Here is a 24,988-nt window from a genome sequence, read left to right on the forward strand (position 1 = left end):
CGCTTTCAGGAGGTTGTGAATGAAAACATGCCATTGGTTGCCTTGATAAAAAAAGACTTCCGTCTCCTGATTCCCTGGTTCATAGCCGCGGCCGGGCTCACTGCTGCCAGAGGGATATGGTTGGGGATCGGCTTGGCTCAGGAGGAGGCACCGGTATCGATGATAACGATCGTTTCTGCTGGCCATTCCTATCTGGCATCTGCCAACCTGTTCTTTACCGGGCTAGTGAATGTTCCTTTCAAGTATCAACATACCATCCCCGACCACCTATTGCAGATCGGGCTTCAGGCTTCCCTCATCCTCTGGGCTACTCTCAACCTCAGTGCCTTCCTCATCTTTCTGAGTAGCTTCTATGGCTGGTTAAAAAGCTACATGGGGATTCCATGGAGCAGGGCAATAAGCGGTATCAGCACCTCGACCGTTATTTTTCTGATCGGGTATCTCCGCACGACTGCCTTTTGGGGGGCTTTGACAAAATGGGGACCCGAACTCCCCTTCCAAGATCCCATCGGGGTAAATGGACACTTTCTACACCTGGGAGCGATGGTCTTCGATCTAATCATCATGGGATTATTCCTTTTCGTATCCATTCAGTTAAACGAAAAACGAGCGGAGGTGTGATGGATGGTCGTCCAATATCAAACATCCAGCCCGATCTACCTCCAGTTGGCCGAAAGGATCCAACGCAGGATTCTCAGGCGGGAGCTGAAGCCGGGGGACAAAATGCCTTCGGTTCGGGAGATGGCTGTACAATCCAATGTAAATCCAAATACCGTACAACGAACCTACAGCGAATTAGAGAGGATGGGGATCGTGGAAACCCGTAGAGGGCAGGGAACTTTCATCACGGAGAACGAGGAACAACTAGACCGCCTCAGACACGAAATGCGAAACGAACAGATACGCTCCTTTGTAAGAGGAATGGAAGAGATGGGGTTTTCGCCACGGGAAATTTTATCGGGACTAAAAAATTACCTGGAAGAACAAAGCGAGAGGGGGGAAGATGAATGATCCGGTTCAACAACGTGACGAAACGTTACCTGAATAAGACTGCACTGATGGATGTGAATTTGGAGCTTCCTAGCGGTAAAATCATCGGGGTCGTTGGGGAGAACGGCAGCGGTAAATCTACGATGCTGAAGCTGATGGCCGGCCTCGTCCGACCCACTCGGGGAACGGTCACCTTCGACGGCCAGCCGGTAACCCGGCAGATCGCAGACCAAGTGGCCTACCTATCGGAATTGGAGAGCTACTATCCCTTTTTCACCGTGCAGGAGACGATCGACTGGCATGCTTCTCAGTTTCCAGACTTTAATCGGGAGACCGCAAAGGAAATCCTAGCATTTATGCGTCTCGATCCTCATGCCAAAGTAAAAAATCTGTCCAAAGGAAATCGAGGGAGGGTCAAAATCCTCACGACGCTCTCCCGAGAAGCCCCCTTGATCCTGATGGACGAGCCCCTCTCCGGGTTGGACCCGATGGTACGGGACTCGATCATCAAAGGGCTGATCTCCTTTATCGATCTCGAGAAACAGACCGTCCTGATCACCACCCATGAAGTGAATGAAATCGAATCTCTCCTCGATACGGTGATCGCCGTCCGAGACGGGGAGATCATTTTGAAGGCTGACGTAGAGGAATTACGTCTAACCGAAGGTAGAGGCATCGCTCAGTGGATGACAGAAGTATACGCAGGCAACGCCTGCCGTTAAATCAAAGGAGGACTGAAAAATGAAAAGAGAACCGGTACTCCGCGTTCGGAGGCTAACCAAACAAATCGGTAAAAAAAAGATTGTGGAGGGGGTGGATCTGGACATCTACCCCGGGGAAGTATTCGGTTTCTTGGGCCCCAATGGTGCCGGGAAAACCACCACCATCCGGATGCTGGTCGGACTGACGAAGATCTCTGAAGGGGACGTTTCCATCTGCGGGATTAACCTGAAAAAGAATTTTGAAGAGGCGATCACCCACGTAGGGGGAATCGTGGAAAACCCGGAAATGTACAAGTTTTTAACCGGGTACCAAAACCTTGTCCACTTCTGGCGCATGTGCAAAAAGGTTCCCAAAAGCCGTATTGATGAAGTGACTCGCCTCGTCGGGCTGGAAAAAGCGATTCATAACAAGGTGAAAACCTATTCCCTGGGAATGCGGCAACGCCTCGGCCTGGCTCAGGCCCTGCTTCACTCCCCTTCTCTTCTCATCTTGGACGAACCGACAAACGGTCTCGACCCAGCCGGTATTCGGGAGATTCGGGAATATTTACGCCGACTTGCTCAGGAAGAAAACCTCGCCGTTATGGTTTCCAGCCACCTTCTCTCCGAGATGGAATTGATGTGTGACCGGATCGGTGTCATCCAGAACGGTCAGGTCATCGAGGTTAAGGATATGCGGGACTTCGTCGATGAAGGGGCCACCCGCAACGTTGTCATCGACGCCCAACCGGTGGCCGAGGCTCAACGGGTGTTGGAGCAATTGCTAGAGGGCGGGATCAGAAAAGAAGCGGATGGGTTGCTCCTCGATCTGGAACGGGATCAAATCCCCTTTATTAACGCCCATCTGGTAAGCGAAGGGATCCGGGTCTATTCGATCCGAACCGTGAACCGCACCCTAGAAGATCGATTCCTTGAAATGACAGGAGGGGACACCATTGGTTAATTTCCTACGTTTGGTTCAAAACGAAAACATGAAGATCTACCGCCGCGTCGGTACCCTCGTGATGATCGGATTGCTCATCCTTGCAGCCGTCGGATTTGCCGCCATGCAAAAAAATTCCGATGCCGGCAGTATTTTCGGTCCCGTTAAGCAGCAAAAAGATTGGAAAGCCGGACAGGAAAAGCAAATTGCCGAAAATAAAAAAATAATGAAAGAAAAAGGATTACCTGAAGACTTTAAAGACAGCCTCAAAGAAGAAAATGCCATCAGACAGCACCGCATCGATCACGATATCCCTCCTAACCACGCTACCTTATGGGGGTTCATGAGCCGCACAGATGGTATCACTCCGCTAGTGACACTGCTTACCGTGATTGTGGGCGCCACGAGTGTCGCCGGGGAATTTTCCTGGGGAACGATTAAGCTTCTCCTGATCCGATCCGCCCGCCGCTCCAAGATCTTGCTGGCCAAGTACATCGCCACTTTGGGTTTTGCCATCGCCATGCTACTGCTGCTTTTCCTCGTTTCCCTGGTAGTCGGCCTGATCCTTTACGGAGCTGACGGTTTGACTTCCCCCTATCTTACCTATACGGACGGCAAAGTCGTCGAGAAAAACATGATCGGGCATATTTTCACCCTCTATGGACTGAAAAGCATCAATCTGCTGATGATGGTCACCTTCGCCTTCATGATCTCCACTGTCTTCCGGTCCAGTTCGGTGGCGATCGGGGCTGCTATCTTCCTGATGTTCGCCGGCACGACCCTCGTGGGGATACTGGCAGCGAATGGACAAGATTGGGCAAAGTACCTTCTGTTCGCCAACACGGACTTAAATCCTTACTTTGACGGGGAACCCCTGTTTAAAGGGATGACCCTCTTCTTCTCCGTCACTGTGTTAGCCGTTTATTTTACGGTCTTCAACGCCATCTCCTGGATCTTCTTCAACAAGCAGGATGTGGCCTCCTAATAGACCATTCCCACGAAGAATCCCCCTCGAGGAGCCGACAGCTCTCGAGGGGGATTCTTTATGAACAGAATCGCTGTGGACAATCAGGACGATGGAGCGGATTCCTTCTCACAGCCTGCGGATAAATAGGCGAGGCTACTCCGGCCCAACAGTTTCGCAGCCACCTTCATCGCCTGTTCGTCAAAATCGAATTGGGGATGGTGATGGGGATAAACAAAGCCTTTCTCTCGGTTGCCCGCCCCCACCAAACAGAAGGCTCCGGGTTTTTGTTGCAGGTAATAGGCGAAATCCTCTCCCGCCATCACCGGAAGGATCCCCCACACCTGTTCATTGCCGAGCAGGCTGCGGGCGACCTCCGCCATGCGATGGGCCTCTGTTCGGTCATTGATCACCGGGGGATAGCCCCACCCGTATTCATAATCACAGCGGGCACCAACCATCAGGCATGTCTGTTCCGCCACTTCACCAATGCGCTCCTGGATATATTGGCGAAGCTTAGGATCAAAGGTTCGAACCGTTCCTTCCAGACTGCAGTGCTCCGCGATGATATTAAAGGTACTGCCCCCTTGAATACGGCCGACAGAGATCACCCCCGATTTAAGCGGGTCTAACTGGCGGCTGACGATCATCTGCAGGTTTACCACCAAGTGAGAGGCGGCAGCGACGGCATCAATCGCTTCATGGGGGAGCCCACCGTGGCCCCCTTTCCCGATGATATCGATATGGAAGGAATCGGCGGCAGCCATCAGAGCTCCCTCTCTCAAACCCACCACCCCAGAAGGAAGCGGCGTCCAAAGGTGTACTCCGTAGACGGTATCCACACCTTCCAGGGCACCGTCCTCAATCATTTGTCGTGCCCCACCGGGAATCACTTCCTCGGCATGTTGAAACAAAAAGACGATTCGCCCCGCAATCGCTTCCCGCATTCCGGTAAGCACCTCCGCCAGTCCCAAGAGGGTCGCCATGTGGCCGTCATGGCCGCAGGCATGCATGACGCCTGGGATGCGGGAGCGATAGGGGCAGGATTTTTCATCTTGGATCGGTAGCGCATCCATGTCGGCCCGCAAGGCCACCGTCTTCCCCGGCTTCGTTCCGTCGAGTACGGCCACCACGCCCCTACCTCCGACCCCCTCCCGCACCTTCATCCCTAACCCCTTGAGAAAGTGGGCGACTCGGGCCGGTGTTTTCTCTTCATGAAAAGAAAGTTCGGGAAATTGGTGAAACTCTCTTCTCCATTGGACCATTTTTGGAAAAACAGCCTCAATCCCTTCGTCCAGTCGTGGTTCGTACTCGTCCATCCGTTCCTCTCCTCCCTTTCTCCTATGATACCAGAAGGGGCAAAACCGGGCATCCTCCCCTATTTGTGCCCAAACTGCCACCGGCGGCAATATTGCGCTTACATAGGGAAAATACTATGATAAATAGGGATCACGATGGGGAGACGCAAAGGAGGAGTGAAACCACATGGTATTGACTGACGCTGGAATCAAAGGAAAGACTGGCTCTTACGGTGAGATGAGAAAAACGATGGAAAAAGTGGGCTTCGTCCGAGGAGGATCCTGGGATTACAACAAAGTCAACTTCGACATGAAATTTTCCGATGAGAACTCGGATTACTACCTCCGAATCCAGGCCTTTGTCACCCAGGGGGTTCTAGAAAATCCGAAGGCGAAGGTAGAACTGGACAACCCTGTCTTTCTACGCCACATCTTCCCTCACGGCCTGAACGGCGATATCGAGATCCCCGAACAATTCCAGGAACGGATTGACAACGTGCTTGCAGAGTTGAAGAATAACCTTTCCTAACACCCTCTAAGGAAACGAAAAAAAAGAGCCGGCGACGACCGGCTCTTTTTCTGTGGAAATCGATAACTCCTATTTAACCAGACGATCCAAGTCGACATGCTCTTCCTTAAAGCCGACCCCTTCCACCTTGACGTTGACCTCTACCACCGACAGGCCCGTCATCGTTTCCACCGCTTCTTTGACATTTTGCTGCAACTCCCTGGACACCTCATGGATTTTGACCCCATAATCCACGATCACTCGGAGATCGATCGCCGTCTCCACCTGTCCCACTTCAACGGACACACCCCGGGTCACGTTCTTGCCGCTGACGCGCTTGGCCCACCCTTCCGTGATCCCACCGGACATACCGGCGATCCCTTTGGTTTTGGTGGCTGCCAAGCCGGCGATGACGGCGACCACATCATCGGCGATGCGAACAGCTCCTTCCGAACTGTATTCGGCCATTTCCATACCTCCCTTTGTTGTCACGAGGACTTACCATGCCCCCGTTCACCAGAAGAGTGGATCCGGTGATATATGTATGGGTTCCGGATACCGAAAATGCGGTGACACGGGTCAATGTCTACACCTGCTAATCAGGGTAGAAGTTGAGCCTTTCACCCGGAATAGGTCGGAGCCTTCGTAATTCGTCCCGAAGCCAGACCGTCGTAGAATTTTATGCCCTTTCCAGTTCTAGAACAAGGACCTTTCCCAGTCCGGGTTTACCCGCGGCGAGACTATGGGGATTGGCTGCTTCTCGTAACACATGGTCGCTTTATTATATCATGATGCCAGGAGCTCCCCAAGTTTGAAAAAACCGTCTTATTCGGCACGGACAGCCGTATAACGTCCACCCTCTACCACACGGTAACCAGCGATTCGCAACACCTTACGCACCTGAGGATGTTCCATATTCACGCGGTACCCATAATAGATATTGGAATCAACCGTGATCTCATAAGGTTCCAGATACTTGCCCTGGACCAGCTTATTGAAGAGGGAAGCCGCCTCCTCCTCATGGAGATTGAACTTTTTCACCATGTCCTTCCTAATCCAACTCGACCCGTAACTTTTTCCGCTGTTGTTGGGATCATCGTACCATTCATAGATCTGAACCAGTGCATCATGAAGCATCCGATCCATCTGAGAAAGATTCTGAAACTGCCGGATGTGAAGAAAATCAAACAGGTTATGTACTTCGTCACAAAAATCCTCCATCCGGGCTGTCTTGGACCAACTCTCATCTTGGAGGCAGAATAACTCGACTCGTTTTCCTCGTGTCCAAAGCCGATCCATCAGTGGAACCATGTCCTGGTCGGCGCTAACAATGACGAAAGTGGAAAGCTCCGGTACTTGATGCAAAAGATCCATCGCATCTAGACATAGCTGAATGTCGGCGGCGTTCTTCCGTTCATCGCCGCCGCGTCCGTTTCCGTAGACCTGATGAATATGGACGCGCTTTTTCTGAAGGCTATGCATGGATATCTCCTTGTTCAATACTTCAAAATCTGCGTAGGCCTCTACCATCCGCACCGCAGTACGTCCGTAATGTTCCAGGAGACGGAGGAACAGATTGTGGCGGGATTCAGGGTGGTCCGGATCTACATGGTATTTTTTTAAACCGTAATACACATTCTCATAGTCGATGAAAATCGCAATTGAACGATCCGGATACGGCATCTAACAGTCCTCCTAAGCGGGCCAAAGACGAGCATAACTCCAATATTCTACATCAAATCCCGTAATCCTTTGGAAAAAGACAAACTTCGACGGCTCTTCTATTCGCTTTCTCCTATAAAAAGCCTCTTCCAGAGAAAGAGCCCAACAGGTCTCGTCCGCCAAAATCAGTCGGTTCTCACTCACCCTTGTCCTTTGCTGCCCAGAGCAACCATCCCCCCACCGCCAAAAATGCCATCGCCATCATCATGGAACCGTGCGATTTACCGCCACGAATGGTACGAGGTTCCGAAGACCGTGCAATAATCCGAAGGGTTTGGCCCCCCATTCCTTCTACTTTGGCCAGATCTCCCAGACCCACGATCCCGGTCAACCGCCCTTTCTCAACAACGGAGAGCCAGGGGTCACCGCATCTTTCCATCAAACGAAGCGCCTTCTCTACAGATGCATCCGGAGAGATCGTCACCGGTCGGCGGTCCATGACCTTTTTGACTGGCTTGCGATAGGTTTTCCCGACAATGCCTGACAACATAATAACCCGAGGAGTGAGTACCCCTTTAAGCCGGTCGTCCTTGCAAACCGGTAAATAATCGATTCCCTGTTCCGCCATCTGGAAGGCCACGGTGCTGATCCGTTCTGAGGGACTGCACACCACCGTCTCTTTACGCATGACGTCTTTTACAAGGGTGGTCATCCCTCACCGCTCCCCTGTCGCCCCGTCTCGTTTGCCGCTATGCTGCCGCTCACTGCACCTAGGATGACTCCCCTACCCTTCATGACTTTCCTTTGCCTCATCATCCATGCCTCCTTATGGATCGATAAAAAATAAAGAAGTGTAGAGCTTCAAACCTTCTATGTGCCCCTGGTTGACGGAAAAGGCATCCTTCCGGGGGAAGAATGCCTTTTCTCTGATGGATTCAACTTTGAAAAAGAGAACCCCAGCCTTTTTTCCGGATTTTTTTGGCCGTCTTTTTACCATTATCCGTCCGCAGATATGCAGCAGCTCCAGCGGCAGCGGAAGCTAAACCCCCGATGGCGATGCCCGTCGTCTTCAGCCAGTTCGTCTCTTTTTTCCTCTTCTGCTTCTTTAACCAATTTTTCCCTTTCATTATATCACTCCCCCATCAATGGTGATCTATTGAAGGGTTACCCGTTCCAGAGGGATCGGAAACACGTTTAGCTCCCCATCAAGGAAGTTCCCTCCCAGCTGGGGCCGCCCTCACTTAGCCCTCCGGATCCACGGATCGCTCTAAGCGTTGGATACGATTTTCCAAGCGACGATTCTCTTCCTGAAGCTGACGGTCGGCCCTGGAACTTAGATAAGGATCGTTCTCCCACCAATCCATTCCCATTTCCTTCGCTTTATCCACGGAAGCAACGATCAGCCGGATCTTGATTTGGAGCAATTCGATGTCAGCGAGGGAAATCTTAATGTCGCCGGCGATGACTACCCCTTTGTCCAGGATCTTTTCCAACACCTCTACCAGATTGTTCGATTGCACCGGATGTTCCATGGACATGACACATCCCCCCTCGGCTTACAATAAGTTTCCGAGAGGCCCCAGATGAATATTGAGGTCCTCATCAGTAAAGCCGAAAATCTCCTTCATCTCCTCCATTTTGTTCTCAAGACTCATTAGGGCCACTCCCAATCGTTCAATCTCCTCGTCCGTCAAACTGCCTCCCTCTACCCGGCGCATGGCGTGCCTCTCCACCAGTTGCCGGATCAGTTCGATCAATGTCAGCACCAACTGAGAAAGACCCTGTTCTACGTTGTCCGGATCCAAGTTGATCCGTCCTTCGCTCCCTCGGTTCACCCGCTCAAGAGAACTGGTTCCGTTTCCCATCATTCACTCTCTCCTTTGTGTGTTTCCCGAGATTGGATCAACGTCTCTACCGATGTGACTAACACCCTGAGATCGAGGTAGACTAAATCGATATCCGCAATAGAGATGACCAATTCCCCTCGAATCGCCACTCCCTTGTCCAGAATCACGTCTAGAATATCCAGGAGAGAAAGCTCCTTATTTTGAAACCGTTCTTTCTCCAGTCCCTGCACCGGCGCCTCCCTCCTTCGGCTGAAGGCTCGCAAAGTGGTAGCTAGGCCAGGGACCGGATGGTTCGATCGACAGGCCGATAGACCGGTACTCCTCCCGGCAGGCCTCCGCTTTTTCCAGGAAGGCGGATCGTTGCTTCGTATCCAACAGATATACGCTGTTCCAATGCATGGCCTCCTTCCTGCCTGACATCTCCCGGTCCCAGTTTCTCTTCACAGCACTCTCAGCGCTCAATTCCTTCAGGCCCTCGTGAATTTCGCCGCACAACCGAGCGATTTCCCGATCCATCTCCTCTTCCACCATCTGGTCCAAACGCTTTTTTTCAAAAAAACGACGGCCAGGGGACAAGCTCTCCAGCTCTTTTCGTTTCTCTTCCACAACCGGATGGTTTTGCGTCACATATTCTCTCAATTGGATCTCATCACAGAAGATCTTGATGTTCCATTCGACCGTTCCCGTCAGTTTGCCGAAGAGTGAAAGAACTCGCTCCCGATTCTCCTCCACGACCTGGGAAAGACGGTCTTCCCCTTGAAAGAGAGTGCAAAATTTCAAGGGGATTACCGTATACTCCTCATTCAACCGAAGGAGGGAATGATGATGATGGAGGGCCTTCTCCTGTAACCAGGACAAGTCGTTCATGCGTTCTTCCAAAGATTTTTCGGAGTAGACGGTAGAATCGACTGGGCAGACGACAGCGGTGATTCCTCCCATCCGTTTGGCGTAAGCCTTCTTCCCATCGATTCCTTCGAAAGACTCAAGGGGCGTGTGTTGCTCTTCCACCTCTGGAATCAGCGCGTACAGATAAAGAAATGATTGATCAGGGCCCACCATTTCCCTCCTCCTCATCTTTCCCATGGATGTAGTCCCAGCGCTCCTGCTGTTCCAGCTCCTTTGCTCGTTCAAAACGACGGATTAGCTCCTCTTCCTTCACCTTGTAGACCTCCTCCCCGATCTCGTTCATTTCAAACCGGATTTGGAGGCTCAACAATTCCTTCTGAATATGGTTCAGGTCATACCATTCTTTGTCCACTTCCTCTTTCACTTTCTCCCCGACCGAAATCACCAGGTTGAGAGGAGCGGTGAATAGCTTGTGGATCATGTCGGCTCCTCCACCTTCAACCGGATGTTCACGAAATTATAAGCCGGCCAAGGACCTGTATATTGAAAGTCCACCCGTTCGCTCCATTGTTCGTACAACTCGTTTACTTTCCGGTCGAAGGCTTCTTCCTGATCTCGGTCGATCAGGAAAGCGGCGTTAAGGAGCATTTTCTCTCCGACCGTTTCATTGAGCTTAGCCGCTTCTGCTTCTTCCACCAAAGGTTGGAAAATTTCTTCTTCCAGCTGTTTGCGGAGTTGCAAGAAAAATTTCTGCGCCATTTCCCCCAGGCGGATGCGGTCATAATAAGCCGCGGCTTCCGATTTTCCTCGCACAGCTTCCTGTACTTTCTCGACCTGAGGATCTTTGCGGATTTCTTCCTCCAACCATTCCTTTTTACCCATGATCTTCAAGCCTACTTCCATCTTGCCATCGATTTTTGGAAACAGTTCTTCAAACTGTTCGGATAAAGCCTTCATCAGAACCTCGAGATCCCCCTCCGAATGGAACACATTCCCGAAGCTGAGGGGGAGTACCGAATACTCTTCCATCACCCGGTTGACCGTATCTTGATGAAACCGGAGGTTTTCCCTGAGAGGGGGGTAGATTTTTAGAGGCGCTTTGGCCACCACCATCGCTGAATTTCCCTGATGAACAGTAAAGAGCTTGCGGGGCTCTCCCTCGATCTCCACTTCTCCAAATTCGCGGGGTTCGGTTTCTCTAATCGCGCAAAAAGCATAAATACCCATTCGGTTCATCCCTTTTTCCCACCTTTCACCTCTTTCCTAATCGCTTCCTGGATATCCCACCTAACCTGTTGTTTTTTCATCCCCTTGCCTCTTCGGTAGACGGATAACCAGACAGCATCAAGACACAAGGCATGGAATGCTTGGTCGGCTGGATCGATGGGGATATCGCTTTCCTTCGCGATTTGTGCGATCATAATCGCTGCCCGTATGCTGGGTCCGCCCCCATCCGCGTTGTCATTTTCCTCCTCTGTATAGAGCTCACGTACCGACTTGACAAGACGGTGAACGATTGCCGCTTTCCTCGGGTCGACTCCGGCTTTCTTCGCAATGATTCCTGTTTCCGTCTCTTCGTCCAAAAAATCCATATCAATGGTAAGCATGCGATCCAAGAGAGCGTCCTGGGATTGATAATTGCCCACATATTCTTCCGGGTTGCTGGTGAAGAGGATAGAGAAATCCGGGTGAGCGCGGACAAAAGTCTCCCCTTCTTTCTTTCCGTAGAGGGGCAGGACGCCTTCTTCTAAAAGCGAGAGGAATAGATTGTTGGTTTCCGGTCGAGAGCGGGTGAATTCGTCATAAACCACGGTATGGCCCTTTCGGACCGCATGGAGGAGCCTTCCGTCCTGCCAATCTTCCCGCATCTCTTCTTCCGCCTTGTAGACTGTCCGGATATAGTTATCCACCATTTTTCGGCGCGTGTACCCTGTAAATCCACCGATCAGGTCTCGGTTGTTCATTTCGTGATTGCCGTGGATGAAGGTAACGGGCCGTTCCCGTTTGCGGGCGACATCGAGGGCTACCGACGTTTTCCCCACTCCCGAGGGCCCGGTGAGATGAACCGGAAAACCGGCGGAAAGGTAATGGAGAGATCGACTGACCACCCCTTTGATGAAAGGAGAAAGGAACAAATCTTTCTTTGGAGGAGAACTCTCTGGGTTCTTTTTGCTCCGACTTCCCCATGACGGTTGGTGTCTCTCTTTTACACGCACCCGCTTCCCTCCTCACTCAGCATCCAAACGTGCGGAAGAGCGGGGACGCAAGCTCTTCCGTTCGAAATGTCTGACCTGAAAATCTTTGTCAAGCTCTACTTCGTATACACCGATCAACTGGTCCTTAGCATAAGCTTTCATGTACTCTTTTTCCTCGATCACTTCCACCACGGCTCTCCATCCCTGCCCTTTTTCTTTAGGTTGAAGGGTGGTCACTTTGTGGGGTGGAACGAGGTATTCGCTGAAGAAATCATGGATTGCTTCTATCGCCTCTTTAATTTTCATCGTTGACAACCTCGATTCCATCTCTCTGAATATAAAGGAAAAAAAGGGAACCAAGGCATCCCATATGCCCTGGTTTCATCCACGCCTCAGGAGGTGACTTCTTCCCTCCGCTTCATATAATCCTCGTCATACCGGGGGATGTCCGGCTCCTCCTGCAGCAACCCTACTGCCTCAGCATAACGAAGCCAAGTGTCAACACTGGCGATCACCACTCGCGCCTCCACCGTGATTAATTCAATCCCAACGACAGATACTTTGGCATACAGGTCGATAACGATCCCTTTGTCAAGAATTCGATCAATCACTTCCGCCAAACTGGAACTATCGGTACTCTTCTGGATAGCAGCCATTTCGGCTCACTCCTTTTGAGTATCGGTATAGTGGGGAATGTCATCCGACTTGGGGATGTCCCGGACGCTTTTCATCCCATGAACCCCTTTGATGTCGTTAACCCCCCGCAGATGGTTGGCTCCTTTCGCTCCTTTTTCCGAATCATCAGACTTTAGCTTCTCTGAAATAGACTCTCCCGCTTCCTTGGCTTTCTTTAATTTTTGTCGGGCTTTTAACAGTCCATCTCGAAGTTTCTGCTCCAACTCCTCCCCTTTGCCATGAGCCGTTCGGGTGGCCTTCTCCTTTGCTGACTGCAAGTTTTCGGCAGCCTGGTCCCCTTTATGGCGGGCCTTCCGCTTCACCTGTTTTCTCCCCTCATCTACAGCTTTTTCCCGGAGCTTTTCCTTTAAGCCTTCCGGACCGCCTCGTAAACGGTACAGAGAGATACCCCCGATAATTGCTCCCCCAAGGGTTAACGCCTGGAACCACTCTGATTGCAGGATCTTCTTCCAGTTAGGAACCCGTTGTTTTCTCCTGAACATGGCCAGCCCACTCACTCATCTTTGAAAACCCCTTCCTGGTTGATGGACTTTCCACCCTATTTCCCGACTCGGTCACGATAAAACTTCCGATTGAGACATCGTCCCCTAGATGGATCAACGCCTGGATTTAAGAGCAAGCCAGACGCCGGTTCCCAAGAGCATCCCGGCAGCCGCCAGACCGAACGAGAGGGAAGTCCCCGGCGGTTGTGAACCCCTGGAAATGCGCCGGTACGCCCGACCGGCTTCCCAAGACAGCGACTTTTCTGCCGCTAAGTCAGCGAGGGTGACCAATCCCACCCACTTGCCGTCCTCGAATACGGGGAGGCAAGAGATTCCATGCTTCTCCATCACCTGAATCGCCTCCCGAGCTTGCCAGTCGAGCTTTCCCACCGCTGGTGCCTTTTGCATCCACTGGGCAACAGGAGAACGAGCAGCCTTTTTTCCACCACTGGCCAGCGCCTCCAAGAGGTCTCGGTCCCTTACCATCCCGACCAGTCTCTCTTTTTTGCAGACCGGCAGATATTCCAGTCGCTTCCTGTTCATTTTTTTCAGCACGCTTTGCGTCTTGTCGGAAGGTTTACAAGGCTCTATGCGGGTATCGATAAACTCCCGTAAACGGAGGTGTTCCCGGTCATTTCGTGAAAAACCCCGGCCTACAGACTTCCCGTTCATTCCGATTCGTCCTTTTTCGCCACCGCTTTTTTCCCATTTCCTTTTGTGGTTTTCTTCTTCTCTGCCTCCTCCTGACCTTCTTCTCCCCCTGTGCTTTCTTTAGCTTCTTTGGTTTCTTTGGACTCCTCTTCCACGTAGGGATCCTTAGGTAAGGCGATCCCCGATTCTTTCAGGGAAGTGACTTTCCCGCAGAGATCTTTCGAAGTGTTTTTCACTTTGTTTCTGATTTCAGGATTAAGGAGCATCGCCGCACCGGTGGCTAAGGTTCCTACAGCCACTCCCAACATGACGCTGTTTCCGTTCACATTCTGCTTTTTTCTCCTCAACATGGTAAATCCTCCTCTATAATGTTGATTTGCTGAATATATACCTTCCTGTAGCAGGATTAAAACACTCTTTGCTTTCCAATAGAAACCAAAATATTGGAGAGACCTCTCCACTGGGGGCTACAAACCCTTCAGCCATTCACGTCAAGTGTTTCAGCCCTTTCCGGATGGGAGGCAATTCCACTCTTCCATTTTTAAATAGCCGCTTGATCATATGCTTTGCGTACCCAGCTGCCTGTGCGTAGGTGATCTTCCCCGGCAACGGTGGCTGATCTTCTATGCAGACATCCACCAGAGCCGGTTTCCCGACAGCAGCTGCCTGCTCCAAAGCGGGGGCAAGCTCGCAGGAATTTTCCACCCGGAAGCCTATACCGCCGCAGAGCTCAGCAAAACGGGCAAAGTCAAACCCTTCGAGCTCCGTGCCGAACTCCAGGTTTCCCATGACCTGTTGCTCATACTGGATCATCCCGATCTTCTCGTTGTTAAGAACCACTACAAGAATCGGCAATTGGTATTTTACGGCAGTTAGAAAATCCTGCATCACCATGGTGAACCCCCCGTCCCCGCAAACGGCCACCGTCTGACGCTCCGGCCAGGCTATCTTACCCGCAAGGGCTCCGGGAAGGCCGCAACCCATGGTGGCCAACCAACTGGAAATCACCCATTTCTGGTCGCTAACCGGGAAATGACGAGTCATCCAAACCGTGACATTCCCTACATCGACCGACAACACCGCGTCGCGGTCCACCACCTTCCGAAGTTGGGCAATCACTTGTGCCGGTCGGATCGGCGACCCTTCTTCTAACGCCTCGTCCTCGGCCAGCCCTTTCCGCCAATCGGCCATCCGCTTCTGGCACTTCTCCAGGAAGTTTCGTTCCTCTTTCCTCTCTAGATGGCCTGTCAACCAACGAAGAGTGGTTCCAGCGTCCCCCACCAAGCCCACCTCGACTGGGTAACGTTTGCCGATCTGAGAGGGGTCGATATCGAGCTGGACTGCCAAAACATCTTCCGGAAGGTATTCCCTGTAAGGGAAGGAGGTTCCCAAAAGGAGCAACAAATCCGTCTCCTCCATCGCCTCGTAAGCAGGTTTTGTACCGATCTGCCCCAACTGACCGAGGTTATAGGGGTGCTCATCGGGAAGGGCCCCCTTCCCGGCCAATGCCAGGATCACCGGAGCCGCCGCTTTTTCTGCGAAGGCGTCCAGTTCCTCCTGGGCACCGAGACACCCTTTTCCAGCCAAAATCAGGGGCTTTTTCGCACTGCGGATCATGCCGAGCGCCTCGGTCAGATCCTCCTCCTGTGGGATGGATACACTTTCGGTGTAAGTAGGAGATGTAGCACGGGGGTTCCGTTTCCCTTTCTTCCCAGGCAGATCATCCGGGATGGTCAAAATCGCCACCCCTTTCTTTGCATACGCGGTCCGGATCGCTTGATTGAGCAGTTCCGGCAGTTCTTCCGCCGCAGCTGCTCGCTCGTTGTAAACTGATACATCGGCGAACATCCGCTCCAGGTGTACTTCCTGAAAGTCATCCCGCCCGAGATGAGGGGTCGATATCTGCCCCGCCAACACCAAAACGGGCGCCCCGTCGGCTTTGGCATCGTACAATCCGTTTAAGAGGTGAATCGCCCCCGGCCCGGCAATGGAGAGGCAGACGCCGACTTTTCCCGTCAGTTTGGCATAAGAAGAAGCCGCCAGAGCGGCTGTTTCCTCATGGCGAACCTGGATGAAGCGGATTCGGTCCTTCTCTTTTCGGAACTCTTCCATCAGATTATTAATGGAATCTCCGGGAAGCCCGTAAATATGATCCACTCCCCAAGCCAATAAATTTTCCACCAATCCTTTTCCTGCTGTTTTGGCAAACATGCCATCTACCTCCTCTCTGATCTATTTTCACTTCCTGATCTCTCTCAAACAAAAGCTATAAAAAAAGACCCCATCCCTGGAGCCTTCCATCAAGCGATATGGTATATGAAAACTTAGATCAGCCCTGCTTCGGGGAGGGAAGAACGAGAGAATAGAGGTGAGCCAATTTTTGCTCCAGTTCACTGATAATCTCCCTACCTTGCGCACGGTTGATCAAACCGGCACGCACTGCGAAGTCGATTTCACGGGAGAGACCGAACATCTGTGTATCCAACACTTCCTCATAAAGAGGACACTTTGGAGCAGTCAGGTTTTCTAGCTGTACCGCAATCAGCTGTTCGATCTTATTGGCGTCCTCCCGGAGAAGCTGTTCGGCTCGCTGGGTCAGGTCGGTTTGAGTAGGCGTAGTCAAGGATACCCCCCCATTCAACAGTTTGGAAGCCAAACTGTTCACATGCATTCAAGGTAAGTGTAACACGACCCTTTTCCATTTGCAAAGACCAGCATTGCCTCTCCCGTCAGAAGATACTTAGTTCCCACTCCCGGCAAAGCTCTTTCAAGAGGCGAACACCGGCAATACTATTTCCTTTTTCGTCCAGGGACGGCCCGAAAACACCAATGCCCATCCGCCGGGGGACGGAAGCCAGAATCCCGCCGGAAACACCACTTTTTGCCGGAATGCCTGCTTGGATGGCGAATTCGCCTGAAGCGTTGTACATCCCGCAAGTGACCATGAATGTCTTAACCAGCCTTGCCAGGGAATGAGGAACCACCTCCTCTCCATTTTCGCTGCGGCCATAGCGGGCAAGGCAGAGGCCGATCCGTGCCAAATCGTCACAAGTAACGGAAATGGCGCAGTGTCGTAGATAAAGTTCCAGGGTGGCATCCACATCCCGGATGCTGCCAAATTCCTTGAGCAAATAGGCCAATGCCCGATTTCGATCCCCGGTAGCCAACTCGGAGTGGTAAACCGCCTCGTCTACTTCGATCTCGGGATTTTCCGCCATATCACGCACCAGCTGAAGAATCCGTTCCATCCGTTCTTCGGCCGACTCTCCCTTAATCATGGAACTTACCACCAGGGCGCCTGCGTTGATCATCGGGTTCAGAGGCTTGCCGGGCTTCGTCGTCTCCAGTTTAAACAAGGAGTTAAATGGATCTCCCGTAGGCTCCATTCCTACCTTGTCAAAAACAAAGTCGGGACCATGGTCCATCAGTGCCAGAATCAAGGTGATCACTTTGGATATGCTCTGAAGCGTAAACGAAACGGGGCAATCTCCAGCGGAGTACACCTTTCCTTCACAGGTGCGGACTGTTACGCCGAGAGCGCGAGGTTCCTGCTCCGTCAATTGGGGGATGTACTCGGCCACATTTCCCTCCACCGTGAGATCCCGGTGTTTCTTCACCAACTCTTCCAAAAATGATTGCAATCGGATTCCTCCTCACAGACTTACGGACACCGTACCTTCTATTTTTCTCATGAAGCCCCTGATGTATAATAGGGGAGAATTAAAACCAGTTCAATTTCGGTGTCCTTCCTGGAGTCCACATCCCCAGGGAGAAAGCTAGTCCTGTGTGGCTGGAAGGAATATCGGAAATGTCAGGAGCGTTATCGATGAGTCCAATCATTCTTATCACCGGCAACGTAACATATCAGATTAACCTGGACCCGACCATCTGGATCGTTGACGAGCGCCGCTTTGACATGGGATCGCGCTTTCCCGGAATCGATGGACTGGGAATCTCCTTCGCCCCTTTTTTAGCGAACGCGGAACCCGCCCCCGATGCAACGCAGGTAATTTTGCACCGGCGGGGTAAAGAGACGGTGACCCTCACCATGGCGGAGGCCAAGGAGGCGATCTTCCAGTTTGCCCGGGAAGGAAAGCCGATTCATCCTGACGGCCCCGCCCTCCTCTTCCTTGCGGACGGCAGCAACCGGGACCAACCCATCGACTTCATCGAAAAAATAGAAGTGGTATAGGTTGCATATAACGAAAAGAACCGGGGATGCGTCCCTGGTTCTTTTTTATACAACCGGTCGATCCTGTCTCTTTCACCGGCTTGAGGCATGAACCGGCCAAGTCTGAATGGAAAAGGTACCGGTGGTAAGAGCAATCAGTGTCCCCCGTTCGTTCTCCACTTGACAGTCAGCCACCGCCAAGGTCTGACCCAGCCGGATCAATCGTGCGGTGGAGATCAGTTCTTTACCCCGGCCCGGTTGGAGGAAGTGTGTTTTCATCTCCACCGTTACGGCAAATTGGCTCTTTGGCAGACTTTTGTTGATGAGGGAACCCATCGTCGAATCCGCCAGGGTAGCTGTAATCCCCCCATGAACGATCCCGCCCCGGTTCAGCATATACGAGGTGATCGGGATGCGGAAGCGGTATTCCCGCTCCCCGATAAACGCACCCGAAAGTCCCAGAAAACCTGAGGGGTATGCGCTTCCCCGTTCCCGTTTTTGCCGGATAGCCTGTAGAGCGAGCCTAAGAACCTCTTTCTCTTCTTCAGTTCCTGTCTCCAAAACATCGAGAAGATCGTTTTTCAGCTGCAAGAAAATCCTCCGTCCATGGAATATTGAAGGGGAAAAATCAAAGCGAATCGGTTTGGATGTATTGGTACAGCAGGCGATAAGTATTGACGAGTGCTTCCGTATGGGTGCGCTCGAAGGCATGGGAAGCATCCACCCCGGGACCGACCAATCCGTGGATGAGTTCATGCCCGGCTCTCACGGCTGCGCTAGCATCGGAATTATAAAACGGATAGATATCTACCTGATAATGAAGGTTCTCCTTCTCGGCAACCTTCGTCAATTTTTTTCGAAGCCCATAGTGATAAGGGCCGCTGGAGTCTTTGGCACAGATAGAAACGCAGTACTCATCGGTGGCCAGTCCCTCTCCGATTGCTCCCATATCGACGGCGAGATATTCTCTCACTCCTTCCGGAATGCTGGAGTTGGCTCCAAAACCCACCTCTTCATAGGTGCTGAAGTAAAAATGAGTGGTAACCGGGAGCGTTATCTCCTTTTTCACCAACTCTTGAATCAGTTCGACAAGGATCGCGGCACTGGCTTTATCATCCATATGCCGTCCTTTGATGAAGCCCGCCTCGGTCACTTCCAGCCGCGGATCGAAAGAGACAAAATCTCCTACGGCGATCCCCAGTTCACGAACATCCTCCGCATTTTCCACCCGGGCATCCAGACGAACCTCCATGTTGGCTTCCTTTCGTTCCTGTTTTGCAGCATCCCTATATACATGAACCGATGTATGAGTGGCCAAAACGGTCCCAGTTACACGGTTTCCGGTACTGGCCTCCACGGAGCAGTATACCCCTTCCACGGAATTCCAGGATAAACCGCCAATGTTGGTAATACGGAGGCGACCGTTGGATTTAATTTCTTTCACCATGCCACCCAAGGTATCCACATGGGCGGTCAATAAGCGTCCACATGTATCATCTTGTCCGGGAAGGGTAGCGATCAATCCTCCTTTGGCTGTCCGTTTTAGACGCAGGTGATTAGCATAAGGAGAAAGCCGCTCTTCCAAGTAGTGAACCGCTTCCCCTGCGTTTCCAGTCGGGCTGGGGATGTTGATCAGTCGTGCTAACGTATTGACGATAGACTCCTGTGGTACGTTCATCATGTTGTTTTCCACTCGCTTTCTCCACTAACTTTCGAGCTTATCCCGTACAAAAAATATAAAAAAGGAAGCCGATCCAGGCTTCCTGAAACAGGCGATTAAGGGACCGAAAAAGGGATGGGGAGTCGAGGCACTTCTATCAGGGGGTGTGGCAATCACTATTCTCTCCCGAAGCTTCTCTGAGGCTGAAAAAATACGGATCCTCAATCGACCATTGGAGGAATCGTTCGATCATCCAAGACACTTCCGGGCTGAATTAAGTACCCTCCATCGCTGAAGCCAGTTCATTCAAGCAATCTTCGCACACATTCCTATTCCGGTACTGGGTCACCTTGTCCACCTGTCCGCAAAAGATGCAGGAAGGACTGTACTTCTTCAGAATTACATTGGATCCGTCTACATATATTTCCAAGGGGTCTCTCACATCGATATCCATCGTACGCCTTAGTTCCACTGGCAAGACAATTCGCCCCAACTCGTCTACTTTCCGTACGATACCCGTCGCTTTCATGTTCCCACCTCCGTTTCGCGGGATTATCCCTTATATACCACGCCCATCCTACGTAAAACCACCCCCGCATCCCCCCTTCCATAATGAACGCAAACAGGAAAAGGATTATCCCCTTTCAACCTCGAATATAGAAAAACGTTCCTATATATCGATATTCGTCTCCTTTTATAATAATTTGGAAAGGTGAGTGCCATGATGATGGATTGGATTAATAAAGTGAACGCGTTCGTCTGGGGTTGGCCCACGCTGATCCTGCTCATCGGGACGGGGATCTACCTGACAGTCCGCCTTCGCTTCCTTCAGTTGTATACCCTGCCCTACGCGCTGAAACTGGCCTTTTCACCCACCCGTCAGGACAAACGCTCTACCGGGGACATCTCTCACTTTCAGTCCCTGATGACGGCCTTAGCAGCCACCATCGGAACCGGGAACATCGTCGGGGTAGCTACAGCTGTCACCACCGGCGGACCGGGCGCTGTCTTCTGGATGTGGATCACGGCTTTGTTCGGAATGGCGACCAAATACGCTGAAGCCATTCTGGCGGTCAAGTATCGCGTCGCCAACAATAAGGGCGAAATGTCCGGCGGTCCGATGTACTACATCGAACGAGGGCTGGGATGGAAGTGGCTGGCTGTATTGTTTGCCCTCTTCGGTTCCATCGCCGCTTTCGGAATCGGTAACATGGTTCAGTCCCACTCTGTCTCCAGCTCTCTGCTGGAACTATCCGGCGGAGCGGTACCCGGCTGGGCCACCGGACTGGTGCTCACCCTTCTGACGGGGATCGTCATCTTGGGCGGAATTCGGTCAATTGGGAAAATCTCCTCTTATCTGGTCCCGTTCATGGCTATCTTCTATATTCTGGGCGGAATAGCGGTAATCCTCCTTCATATCGACAAAATTCCCGCCGCCTTTGCAACGATTTTCTCCGATGCTTTTACCGGTCACGCCCTGGCTGGTGGAGCGCTTGGGGCTGTGATCAAAGCAGGGGTTTCTCGAGGCCTTTTCTCCAACGAAGCCGGCCTCGGGTCAGCACCGATTGCCGCCGCTGCAGCCAAAACCGACCTTCCCGGACGCCAGGCCCTGGTTTCCATGACCGGTACTTTCCTGGATACGATTGTGGTTTGTACCATCACTGGGCTGAGTATTGTTTTGACCGGGGCTTATAAGGAAGGGCTGGAAGGCGCCCCTCTCACAATGGCCGCTTTCAATTCCGCCTTGCCTACGATTGGAGGATGGATCGTCTCATTGGGCTTGATCTTATTTGCCTATTCCACCATCCTTGGTTGGTCTTATTATGGAGAGAAATGCTTTACCTACCTCTTCAGTGACAAGACCAAAATTCTCTATCGGCTTATCTTCGTTCTTGCTGTTTTTGTCGGTTCTCTGCAAGAGATCCAAGTGGTTTGGGGGATATCAGACACGATGAATGCTCTGATGGCCCTGCCTAACCTAGTCGGGCTGATCCTTTTATCCGGAGTGGTCGTATCCGAGACCGATGCTTTCCGAGATCAGATACGATGGGAAAAAATGGGCATTAAAAAACAACAACAGCAAAGCGGCTGATAAAAGGCAAAAACCCCGCAATGGCGGGGCTTCTTTTTATGGGGGCTCCTACCTGGATTCATCTCGGCTCTTCTCAATCCATCCCATGAAGACCCGAATTCCTCCTAGAAAGGCTGAGAAGAGGAACCCTAAAAACGCAAACCAGGCAGTGAAACCGATGACACTCATCCAGTAGAGCCTGGGGGAGACAGGAAGCAGTTCCTCAGTATGATCCGCTCCTCCCTGCCACTGAATCGACGAAGGGGTAATCGCAAGACTGATTACTAGGGCCAACACCACGCTTACCAACGTTCCCGCCCTAATAAATTTCCAAAAGATCCAATACAGGGACCGCCTGCTCATCCTACCCTCCCCCCCTTCCTCAGAAACCTCTTGTACCATCCTATTTTCCTTTTCAGGAAATGATGATGGCTTCTAGAAAAGGGTCTACAGGATTCTTACCCCCGTAGATTCTCCGGATTGAGAGGAACCAGCTCCTCCGTAACGAAGAGACCGTCCTTGCGGATCAGCTCACCATCAAAGTACATTTCGCCCCCGCCGTAATCCGGACGCTGAATGTTGACGATATCCCAATGGATAGCGGATCGGTTACCGTTGTCGCTCTCCTCATAAGCGCGACCCGGAGTAAAGTGGAAGCTCCCATTGATTTTCTCGTCGAAGAGGGTGTCTTTCATTGGATGGTGAATATCCGGGTTAACCCCGATCGCGAACTCCCCGATGTAACGAGCCCCTTCATCCGTATCCAGAATTTCGTTCAGCCGCTCCGTACTGTTGGCGGTGGCGTGAACGATTTTGCCATTTTCAAACTCGAAGCGGATGTTTTCAAAGGTACTGCCCTGATAGACACTGGTTGTATTGTAAGTTAGGACCCCGTTGACGGAGTTTTTGACCGGAGCGGTGAAAACCTCCCCGTCCGGGATATTGCTGATGCCTGCGCAAGGGATAGCCGGCATCCCTTTGATGGAAAAGGTTAGATCGGTACCTGGCCCTTTGATATGCACCTGATCGGTCTGTTCCATCCGATCTACCAGGAGTTTCATCGCCTTATCCATCCGCTGATAGTCGATCGTACAGACATCGAAATAAAAATCCTCGAAAGCTTCCGTACTCATATTGGCCAATTGTGCCATAGAGGAGTTGGGGTATCTCATCACGACCCAGCGGGTGTGGTTGACGCGATGACCATGAACGAGATTTCCATAGTTATCCGAGTAGAGCTTCATCTTGTCCGCCGGCACATCGGCCAGTTCACTAACATTTTCACTCCCACGGATCGCGATATAACAATCCATCTCTTTCATCCGCTCAAACTCGTAGCGGGCGATCCGATCCATATGTTCTTCGGTCATATCCAGCAATTGGGCCCTCAGGAGAGCATGATTGTTCAACTGGATATGAGGGTAGCCCCCCGCCCGGTAAATCTCGGGGATCAGCGCTCGAGCTAGATCATGAGTTTCCCCGAAGATGTCGACCAAGACGTTGTCGTCTTTTTTCACGGAGAGGGAGTGATGGACCAATAACTGAGCCAGCTGAATAATCCGTTGATCACGCATGTTGTCCGCTCCTTTTTGTATGTATTCGACCGAGCGATAAAGCCCGACCGTTCTTCTTTCCATTCTATCACGAGGGCTGGGCCCTGGTCAGGAAGGAGATGGAATCGATTGTATATCTGGTAATTTCCCGATAAAATAAGAACAGCTTGCTGATTCCCGTAAAAGTGATGATGGAGGATGTCCATATGTTACCATTCAAACAGGTGGAAGGAAACAAAGAAGCCCAGTATTCCCTGCTGTTGAACCAGGCAAAGAGCCTTTTTGTACAAGAGCGGGACTGGCTGGCCAACCTAGCCAATGGCGCCTCCCTACTCTACCATTCACTGGACCAGATCAACTGGGCCGGCTTTTATCTGATGCGCGATGGGGAATTGGTTCTGGGCCCCTTTATGGGTATGCCGGCCTGCATCCGCATTCCTATCGGTAAAGGAGTCTGCGGTACGGCTGTCAAGGAAGACTCGACGCAGGTGGTAACCGACGTACTTCAATTTCCCGGACACATCGCCTGTGACGCTACCACCCGGTCGGAAATCGTCATCCCAATACGGATGGACGGGGAAATTGTGGGCGTACTTGATATGGACAGCCCTGTCACAGAACGTTTCGATGCAACGGATAAAAAGCATCTGGAAACCTTCGTCCAAATCTTCCTCGACAACACGGATTGGCCTTCCCTGAGCCGTTAAAAAAACCCCCGTTGGCGGGGGTTTTACTGTTCTTTATTCCATATAGATCCGGTAGGCACGGCGAATTTCCTCTTTCATCCACTCCGGGTAGGGGGCATCCGCCAGTTCACCCACAGGGGTCCAACGGTAAATCTCGTGCTCGGCGCTGAGACGCAGCTGGCCCTGGGGCTGATGGCAGGCGAATTTAATGATAATCAGGTGCTTTTCCTCCTGAAGGTCATCATAGATATAGGCTGGCCCCACCACTCTAATCGACAAACCCGTCTCTTCCTTCACTTCCCGATAGAGAGCCTCCATCAGCGGTTCCGAAGGTTCCAGTCCGCCTCCGGGAAAATCCCAACCGTGGTTATCCCGCGCGCTCCGCTCACCCGGCGATTTCCGAAGGACGAGTACCCGGTCCCGGTCAAAGATAATCGCTTTGGCCGCAATCTTGTAAGGTTTTTTCATTTCTGATCCTCTCCACTTCCGTTGGTGCGAGGACAGTCAGCTCTGGCGGAAAAACGTACTGGATGCCCGTGCGATGAGTTTTCCCTGCTCATCCTTGACTTTGGTCTCCATGACGATGATCGTCCGCCCTTTTTTGATGACCTCCGTATGGGCGGTAAGCCAACCTTCCGACGCCGGCTTCAGAAAACTGACATTCAGGTCGAGGGTGACCGAACGACGATCCTCTCCTACCTCCTGAAAGACGGTGGATCCCATCGCTGTATCGATGAAGGTGGCCGTTACACCGCCATGCAGGATCTGGTAGCGATTTTTCAGCTCATCCGTCACAAGCATCCGGTGCACGTATACACCCGTTTCGGCATCAAACCCCAGAGACTGAAAGTTCATCATCTCTTCGATATAAGCCAGAGGGCTGACCCGCGTCCGCTTCAACGCCTGCACCTGTTTATGGATCGTCTCCACTTCGTTTGGGTTCAAATCTTGCAGTTCTTTCCACAAACCGTCCAACGTCATGATCTCCATTCCTCTTTCCAACATCTTGTTTTTCAGTAATTGCCGATCCACGTACCGGCAGAGCAAGGGTAAAGCTTTCTTTC

General features: G+C 51.8%; 36 protein-coding genes. 9 read left to right on the forward strand and 27 right to left on the reverse strand.

Going from position 1 to position 24,988, the window contains the following annotated elements; genetic code table 11:
- Positions 1-15: 15 nt before the first annotated feature.
- From ACFOUO_RS08930 to ACFOUO_RS08950, 5 genes are read left to right on the forward strand one after another with little or no spacing between them, the layout of a single operon-like run.
- A complete protein-coding gene (locus ACFOUO_RS08930; protein WP_380704339.1) occupies positions 16-621 on the forward strand; it encodes a hypothetical protein in 606 nt (201 codons plus the stop codon).
- A 3-nt stretch (positions 622-624) separates the two neighbouring features.
- Positions 625-1,011: a GntR family transcriptional regulator gene (locus ACFOUO_RS08935; RefSeq protein ID WP_380704341.1), complete on the forward strand. Its 387-nt coding sequence runs from the start codon at positions 625-627 to the stop codon at positions 1,009-1,011.
- The gene (locus ACFOUO_RS08940) at positions 1,008-1,712 is read left to right on the forward strand and encodes an ABC transporter ATP-binding protein (RefSeq protein ID WP_380704343.1); all 705 of its coding nucleotides are present in this window, start codon (positions 1,008-1,010) and stop codon (positions 1,710-1,712) included. Before ACFOUO_RS08935 ends, ACFOUO_RS08940 begins: the two co-directional genes overlap by 4 nt.
- A gap of 19 nt (positions 1,713-1,731) precedes the next feature.
- A complete protein-coding gene (locus tag ACFOUO_RS08945) occupies positions 1,732-2,655 on the forward strand; it encodes an ABC transporter ATP-binding protein (protein ID WP_380704346.1) in 924 nt (307 codons plus the stop codon).
- Positions 2,648-3,619: an ABC transporter permease gene (locus ACFOUO_RS08950; protein WP_380704348.1), complete on the forward strand. Its 972-nt coding sequence runs from the start codon at positions 2,648-2,650 to the stop codon at positions 3,617-3,619. Before ACFOUO_RS08945 ends, ACFOUO_RS08950 begins: the two co-directional genes overlap by 8 nt.
- Before the next feature lie 83 nt (positions 3,620-3,702).
- On the opposite strand, the gene ACFOUO_RS08955 is transcribed toward ACFOUO_RS08950, so the two are convergent.
- Positions 3,703-4,917, reverse strand: coding sequence for a M20 metallopeptidase family protein (locus tag ACFOUO_RS08955; RefSeq protein ID WP_380704350.1), 1,215 nt, complete (start codon positions 4,915-4,917; stop codon positions 3,703-3,705).
- 166 nt (positions 4,918-5,083) lie between these two features.
- Here ACFOUO_RS08955 and ACFOUO_RS08960 point away from each other — a divergent pair, with 166 nt between their 5' ends.
- On the forward strand, positions 5,084-5,425 hold the full coding sequence (locus ACFOUO_RS08960; protein WP_380704352.1) for a YugN family protein: 342 nt from the start codon (positions 5,084-5,086) through the stop codon (positions 5,423-5,425).
- Positions 5,426-5,494: 69 nt separating this feature from the next.
- On the opposite strand, the gene ACFOUO_RS08965 is transcribed toward ACFOUO_RS08960, so the two are convergent.
- From ACFOUO_RS08965 to glsA, 19 genes are all read right to left on the reverse strand, one after another.
- Positions 5,495-5,872, reverse strand: a complete 378-nt coding sequence (locus tag ACFOUO_RS08965) for an Asp23/Gls24 family envelope stress response protein (RefSeq protein ID WP_380704354.1) — start codon at positions 5,870-5,872, stop codon at positions 5,495-5,497.
- Between the two features lie 357 nt (positions 5,873-6,229).
- The gene (locus ACFOUO_RS08970; RefSeq protein WP_380704356.1) at positions 6,230-7,087 is read right to left on the reverse strand and encodes an NYN domain-containing protein; all 858 of its coding nucleotides are present in this window, start codon (positions 7,085-7,087) and stop codon (positions 6,230-6,232) included.
- 175 nt (positions 7,088-7,262) lie between these two features.
- Positions 7,263-7,778: a CBS domain-containing protein gene (locus ACFOUO_RS08975; protein WP_380704358.1), complete on the reverse strand. Its 516-nt coding sequence runs from the start codon at positions 7,776-7,778 to the stop codon at positions 7,263-7,265.
- Between the two features lie 223 nt (positions 7,779-8,001).
- A complete protein-coding gene (locus ACFOUO_RS08980; protein WP_380704360.1) occupies positions 8,002-8,193 on the reverse strand; it encodes a hypothetical protein in 192 nt (63 codons plus the stop codon).
- A gap of 114 nt (positions 8,194-8,307) precedes the next feature.
- A complete protein-coding gene (locus ACFOUO_RS08985; protein ID WP_380704362.1) occupies positions 8,308-8,604 on the reverse strand; it encodes a gas vesicle protein in 297 nt (98 codons plus the stop codon).
- Positions 8,605-8,622: 18 nt separating this feature from the next.
- The gene (locus tag ACFOUO_RS08990; protein WP_380704364.1) at positions 8,623-8,934 is read right to left on the reverse strand and encodes a gas vesicle protein K; all 312 of its coding nucleotides are present in this window, start codon (positions 8,932-8,934) and stop codon (positions 8,623-8,625) included.
- Entirely contained in the window at positions 8,931-9,134 is a 204-nt protein-coding gene (locus ACFOUO_RS08995) for a gas vesicle protein (RefSeq protein ID WP_380704814.1), read from the reverse strand. Before ACFOUO_RS08995 ends, ACFOUO_RS08990 begins: the two co-directional genes overlap by 4 nt.
- Positions 9,109-9,969, reverse strand: a complete 861-nt coding sequence (locus ACFOUO_RS09000) for a GvpL/GvpF family gas vesicle protein (protein ID WP_380704366.1) — start codon at positions 9,967-9,969, stop codon at positions 9,109-9,111. Before ACFOUO_RS09000 ends, ACFOUO_RS08995 begins: the two co-directional genes overlap by 26 nt.
- A complete protein-coding gene (locus ACFOUO_RS09005) occupies positions 9,959-10,240 on the reverse strand; it encodes a gas vesicle protein GvpG (protein WP_380704368.1) in 282 nt (93 codons plus the stop codon). The genes ACFOUO_RS09000 and ACFOUO_RS09005 overlap by 11 nt, the downstream gene beginning before the upstream one ends.
- Entirely contained in the window at positions 10,237-10,995 is a 759-nt protein-coding gene (locus ACFOUO_RS09010; RefSeq protein ID WP_380704370.1) for a GvpL/GvpF family gas vesicle protein, read from the reverse strand. Before ACFOUO_RS09010 ends, ACFOUO_RS09005 begins: the two co-directional genes overlap by 4 nt.
- Positions 10,992-11,975 carry a gas vesicle protein GvpN gene (gene gvpN, locus ACFOUO_RS09015; RefSeq protein WP_380704372.1) on the reverse strand — a complete coding sequence of 328 codons (984 nt, stop codon included), beginning with the start codon at positions 11,973-11,975 and terminating at the stop codon, positions 10,992-10,994. The genes ACFOUO_RS09010 and gvpN overlap by 4 nt, the downstream gene beginning before the upstream one ends.
- A gap of 12 nt (positions 11,976-11,987) precedes the next feature.
- Positions 11,988-12,260 (reverse strand): gas vesicle protein GvpO, encoded by a 273-nt coding sequence (gvpO, locus tag ACFOUO_RS09020; protein ID WP_380704374.1) that lies wholly within the window; start codon positions 12,258-12,260, stop codon positions 11,988-11,990.
- Positions 12,261-12,346: 86 nt separating this feature from the next.
- Complete coding sequence (gene gvpA, locus ACFOUO_RS09025; protein ID WP_380704376.1) at positions 12,347-12,610, reverse strand: gas vesicle structural protein GvpA; 264 nt, start codon at positions 12,608-12,610, stop codon at positions 12,347-12,349.
- Between the two features lie 6 nt (positions 12,611-12,616).
- Positions 12,617-13,132 (reverse strand): hypothetical protein, encoded by a 516-nt coding sequence (locus ACFOUO_RS09030; protein WP_380704378.1) that lies wholly within the window; start codon positions 13,130-13,132, stop codon positions 12,617-12,619.
- Positions 13,133-13,246: 114 nt separating this feature from the next.
- The gene (locus ACFOUO_RS09035) at positions 13,247-13,804 is read right to left on the reverse strand and encodes a CBS domain-containing protein (protein ID WP_380704380.1); all 558 of its coding nucleotides are present in this window, start codon (positions 13,802-13,804) and stop codon (positions 13,247-13,249) included.
- A complete protein-coding gene (locus ACFOUO_RS09040; protein ID WP_380704382.1) occupies positions 13,801-14,133 on the reverse strand; it encodes a hypothetical protein in 333 nt (110 codons plus the stop codon). The genes ACFOUO_RS09035 and ACFOUO_RS09040 overlap by 4 nt, the downstream gene beginning before the upstream one ends.
- A gap of 136 nt (positions 14,134-14,269) precedes the next feature.
- Positions 14,270-15,994 (reverse strand): pyruvate oxidase, encoded by a 1,725-nt coding sequence (locus ACFOUO_RS09045; RefSeq protein ID WP_380704384.1) that lies wholly within the window; start codon positions 15,992-15,994, stop codon positions 14,270-14,272.
- 118 nt (positions 15,995-16,112) lie between these two features.
- Positions 16,113-16,406 carry a DUF1507 family protein gene (locus tag ACFOUO_RS09050; RefSeq protein WP_380704386.1) on the reverse strand — a complete coding sequence of 98 codons (294 nt, stop codon included), beginning with the start codon at positions 16,404-16,406 and terminating at the stop codon, positions 16,113-16,115.
- A gap of 106 nt (positions 16,407-16,512) precedes the next feature.
- Positions 16,513-17,430 carry a glutaminase A gene (glsA, locus tag ACFOUO_RS09055; RefSeq protein WP_380704816.1) on the reverse strand — a complete coding sequence of 306 codons (918 nt, stop codon included), beginning with the start codon at positions 17,428-17,430 and terminating at the stop codon, positions 16,513-16,515.
- 179 nt (positions 17,431-17,609) lie between these two features.
- Here glsA and ACFOUO_RS09060 point away from each other — a divergent pair, with 179 nt between their 5' ends.
- A complete protein-coding gene (locus ACFOUO_RS09060) occupies positions 17,610-17,975 on the forward strand; it encodes a hypothetical protein (RefSeq protein WP_380704388.1) in 366 nt (121 codons plus the stop codon).
- A gap of 72 nt (positions 17,976-18,047) precedes the next feature.
- Here ACFOUO_RS09060 and ACFOUO_RS09065 read toward each other — a convergent pair whose 3' ends face one another.
- The 3 genes from ACFOUO_RS09065 to ACFOUO_RS09075 all read right to left on the reverse strand — a co-directional run bounded on the left by ACFOUO_RS09065 (position 18,048) and on the right by ACFOUO_RS09075 (position 20,143).
- Positions 18,048-18,539: a PaaI family thioesterase gene (locus tag ACFOUO_RS09065; RefSeq protein WP_380704818.1), complete on the reverse strand. Its 492-nt coding sequence runs from the start codon at positions 18,537-18,539 to the stop codon at positions 18,048-18,050.
- Between the two features lie 43 nt (positions 18,540-18,582).
- Complete coding sequence (locus ACFOUO_RS09070; protein WP_380704820.1) at positions 18,583-19,632, reverse strand: M42 family metallopeptidase; 1,050 nt, start codon at positions 19,630-19,632, stop codon at positions 18,583-18,585.
- Between the two features lie 256 nt (positions 19,633-19,888).
- The gene (locus ACFOUO_RS09075; protein WP_380704390.1) at positions 19,889-20,143 is read right to left on the reverse strand and encodes an AbrB/MazE/SpoVT family DNA-binding domain-containing protein; all 255 of its coding nucleotides are present in this window, start codon (positions 20,141-20,143) and stop codon (positions 19,889-19,891) included.
- 195 nt (positions 20,144-20,338) lie between these two features.
- On the opposite strand from ACFOUO_RS09075, the gene ACFOUO_RS09080 reads away from it, so the two are divergent.
- A complete protein-coding gene (locus tag ACFOUO_RS09080) occupies positions 20,339-21,706 on the forward strand; it encodes an alanine/glycine:cation symporter family protein (RefSeq protein ID WP_380704392.1) in 1,368 nt (455 codons plus the stop codon).
- 48 nt (positions 21,707-21,754) lie between these two features.
- Here the strand turns inward: ACFOUO_RS09080 and ACFOUO_RS09085 are convergent, their stop codons facing one another.
- Together ACFOUO_RS09085 and ACFOUO_RS09090 are read right to left on the reverse strand one after the other, a co-directional pair.
- Complete coding sequence (locus ACFOUO_RS09085) at positions 21,755-22,048, reverse strand: hypothetical protein (RefSeq protein ID WP_380704394.1); 294 nt, start codon at positions 22,046-22,048, stop codon at positions 21,755-21,757.
- 95 nt (positions 22,049-22,143) lie between these two features.
- Positions 22,144-23,259: an aminopeptidase gene (locus tag ACFOUO_RS09090; protein ID WP_380704396.1), complete on the reverse strand. Its 1,116-nt coding sequence runs from the start codon at positions 23,257-23,259 to the stop codon at positions 22,144-22,146.
- A gap of 185 nt (positions 23,260-23,444) precedes the next feature.
- On the opposite strand from ACFOUO_RS09090, the gene ACFOUO_RS09095 reads away from it, so the two are divergent.
- Positions 23,445-23,945 (forward strand): GAF domain-containing protein, encoded by a 501-nt coding sequence (locus ACFOUO_RS09095; RefSeq protein ID WP_380704398.1) that lies wholly within the window; start codon positions 23,445-23,447, stop codon positions 23,943-23,945.
- A gap of 33 nt (positions 23,946-23,978) precedes the next feature.
- On the opposite strand, the gene ACFOUO_RS09100 is transcribed toward ACFOUO_RS09095, so the two are convergent.
- Both ACFOUO_RS09100 and ACFOUO_RS09105 read right to left on the reverse strand, forming a co-directional pair.
- Positions 23,979-24,392 (reverse strand): NUDIX hydrolase, encoded by a 414-nt coding sequence (locus tag ACFOUO_RS09100; protein WP_380704400.1) that lies wholly within the window; start codon positions 24,390-24,392, stop codon positions 23,979-23,981.
- Between the two features lie 36 nt (positions 24,393-24,428).
- The gene (locus ACFOUO_RS09105) at positions 24,429-24,905 is read right to left on the reverse strand and encodes a PaaI family thioesterase (RefSeq protein WP_380704402.1); all 477 of its coding nucleotides are present in this window, start codon (positions 24,903-24,905) and stop codon (positions 24,429-24,431) included.
- Between the last annotated feature and the right edge of the window lie 83 nt (positions 24,906-24,988).

It is taken from the genome of Salinithrix halophila (genome assembly GCF_042650125.1).
Lineage (GTDB): Bacteria > Bacillota > Bacilli > Thermoactinomycetales > DSM-45169 > Salinithrix > Salinithrix halophila.

What these genes read in the sequence shown, in the direction of transcription:
- ACFOUO_RS08940 (WP_380704343.1), top strand. Translation starts at nt 1,008, where the DNA reads ATGATCCGGTTCAACAACGTGACGAAACGTTACCTGAATAAGACTGCA.
- ACFOUO_RS08965 (WP_380704354.1), bottom strand. Translation starts at nt 5,872, where the DNA reads ATGGCCGAATACAGTTCGGAAGGAGCTGTTCGCATCGCCGATGATGTG.
- ACFOUO_RS09035 (WP_380704380.1), bottom strand. Translation starts at nt 13,804, where the DNA reads ATGAACGGGAAGTCTGTAGGCCGGGGTTTTTCACGAAATGACCGGGAA.
- ACFOUO_RS09075 (WP_380704390.1), bottom strand. Translation starts at nt 20,143, where the DNA reads ATGAAAGCGACGGGTATCGTACGGAAAGTAGACGAGTTGGGGCGAATT.
- gvpO (WP_380704374.1), bottom strand. Translation starts at nt 12,260, where the DNA reads ATGAAAATTAAAGAGGCGATAGAAGCAATCCATGATTTCTTCAGCGAA.
- ACFOUO_RS09095 (WP_380704398.1), top strand. Translation starts at nt 23,445, where the DNA reads ATGTTACCATTCAAACAGGTGGAAGGAAACAAAGAAGCCCAGTATTCC.
- ACFOUO_RS08960 (WP_380704352.1), top strand. Translation starts at nt 5,084, where the DNA reads ATGGTATTGACTGACGCTGGAATCAAAGGAAAGACTGGCTCTTACGGT.
- ACFOUO_RS08990 (WP_380704364.1), bottom strand. Translation starts at nt 8,934, where the DNA reads ATGATGGGAAACGGAACCAGTTCTCTTGAGCGGGTGAACCGAGGGAGC.
- ACFOUO_RS08970 (WP_380704356.1), bottom strand. Translation starts at nt 7,087, where the DNA reads ATGCCGTATCCGGATCGTTCAATTGCGATTTTCATCGACTATGAGAAT.
- ACFOUO_RS08945 (WP_380704346.1), top strand. Translation starts at nt 1,732, where the DNA reads ATGAAAAGAGAACCGGTACTCCGCGTTCGGAGGCTAACCAAACAAATC.
- gvpA (WP_380704376.1), bottom strand. Translation starts at nt 12,610, where the DNA reads ATGGCTGCTATCCAGAAGAGTACCGATAGTTCCAGTTTGGCGGAAGTG.
- ACFOUO_RS08975 (WP_380704358.1), bottom strand. Translation starts at nt 7,778, where the DNA reads ATGACCACCCTTGTAAAAGACGTCATGCGTAAAGAGACGGTGGTGTGC.
- ACFOUO_RS09045 (WP_380704384.1), bottom strand. Translation starts at nt 15,994, where the DNA reads ATGTTTGCCAAAACAGCAGGAAAAGGATTGGTGGAAAATTTATTGGCT.
- ACFOUO_RS09040 (WP_380704382.1), bottom strand. Translation starts at nt 14,133, where the DNA reads ATGTTGAGGAGAAAAAAGCAGAATGTGAACGGAAACAGCGTCATGTTG.
- ACFOUO_RS08935 (WP_380704341.1), top strand. Translation starts at nt 625, where the DNA reads ATGGTCGTCCAATATCAAACATCCAGCCCGATCTACCTCCAGTTGGCC.
- ACFOUO_RS08955 (WP_380704350.1), bottom strand. Translation starts at nt 4,917, where the DNA reads ATGGACGAGTACGAACCACGACTGGACGAAGGGATTGAGGCTGTTTTT.
- ACFOUO_RS08980 (WP_380704360.1), bottom strand. Translation starts at nt 8,193, where the DNA reads ATGAAAGGGAAAAATTGGTTAAAGAAGCAGAAGAGGAAAAAAGAGACG.
- ACFOUO_RS09080 (WP_380704392.1), top strand. Translation starts at nt 20,339, where the DNA reads ATGATGGATTGGATTAATAAAGTGAACGCGTTCGTCTGGGGTTGGCCC.
- ACFOUO_RS09070 (WP_380704820.1), bottom strand. Translation starts at nt 19,632, where the DNA reads ATGAACGTACCACAGGAGTCTATCGTCAATACGTTAGCACGACTGATC.
- ACFOUO_RS09060 (WP_380704388.1), top strand. Translation starts at nt 17,610, where the DNA reads ATGAGTCCAATCATTCTTATCACCGGCAACGTAACATATCAGATTAAC.
- ACFOUO_RS08985 (WP_380704362.1), bottom strand. Translation starts at nt 8,604, where the DNA reads ATGTCCATGGAACATCCGGTGCAATCGAACAATCTGGTAGAGGTGTTG.
- ACFOUO_RS09010 (WP_380704370.1), bottom strand. Translation starts at nt 10,995, where the DNA reads ATGAACCGAATGGGTATTTATGCTTTTTGCGCGATTAGAGAAACCGAA.
- ACFOUO_RS09090 (WP_380704396.1), bottom strand. Translation starts at nt 23,259, where the DNA reads ATGCGTGATCAACGGATTATTCAGCTGGCTCAGTTATTGGTCCATCAC.
- ACFOUO_RS09100 (WP_380704400.1), bottom strand. Translation starts at nt 24,392, where the DNA reads ATGAAAAAACCTTACAAGATTGCGGCCAAAGCGATTATCTTTGACCGG.
- ACFOUO_RS09030 (WP_380704378.1), bottom strand. Translation starts at nt 13,132, where the DNA reads ATGTTCAGGAGAAAACAACGGGTTCCTAACTGGAAGAAGATCCTGCAA.
- ACFOUO_RS09085 (WP_380704394.1), bottom strand. Translation starts at nt 22,048, where the DNA reads ATGAGCAGGCGGTCCCTGTATTGGATCTTTTGGAAATTTATTAGGGCG.
- ACFOUO_RS09005 (WP_380704368.1), bottom strand. Translation starts at nt 10,240, where the DNA reads ATGATCCACAAGCTATTCACCGCTCCTCTCAACCTGGTGATTTCGGTC.
- ACFOUO_RS09105 (WP_380704402.1), bottom strand. Translation starts at nt 24,905, where the DNA reads ATGACGTTGGACGGTTTGTGGAAAGAACTGCAAGATTTGAACCCAAAC.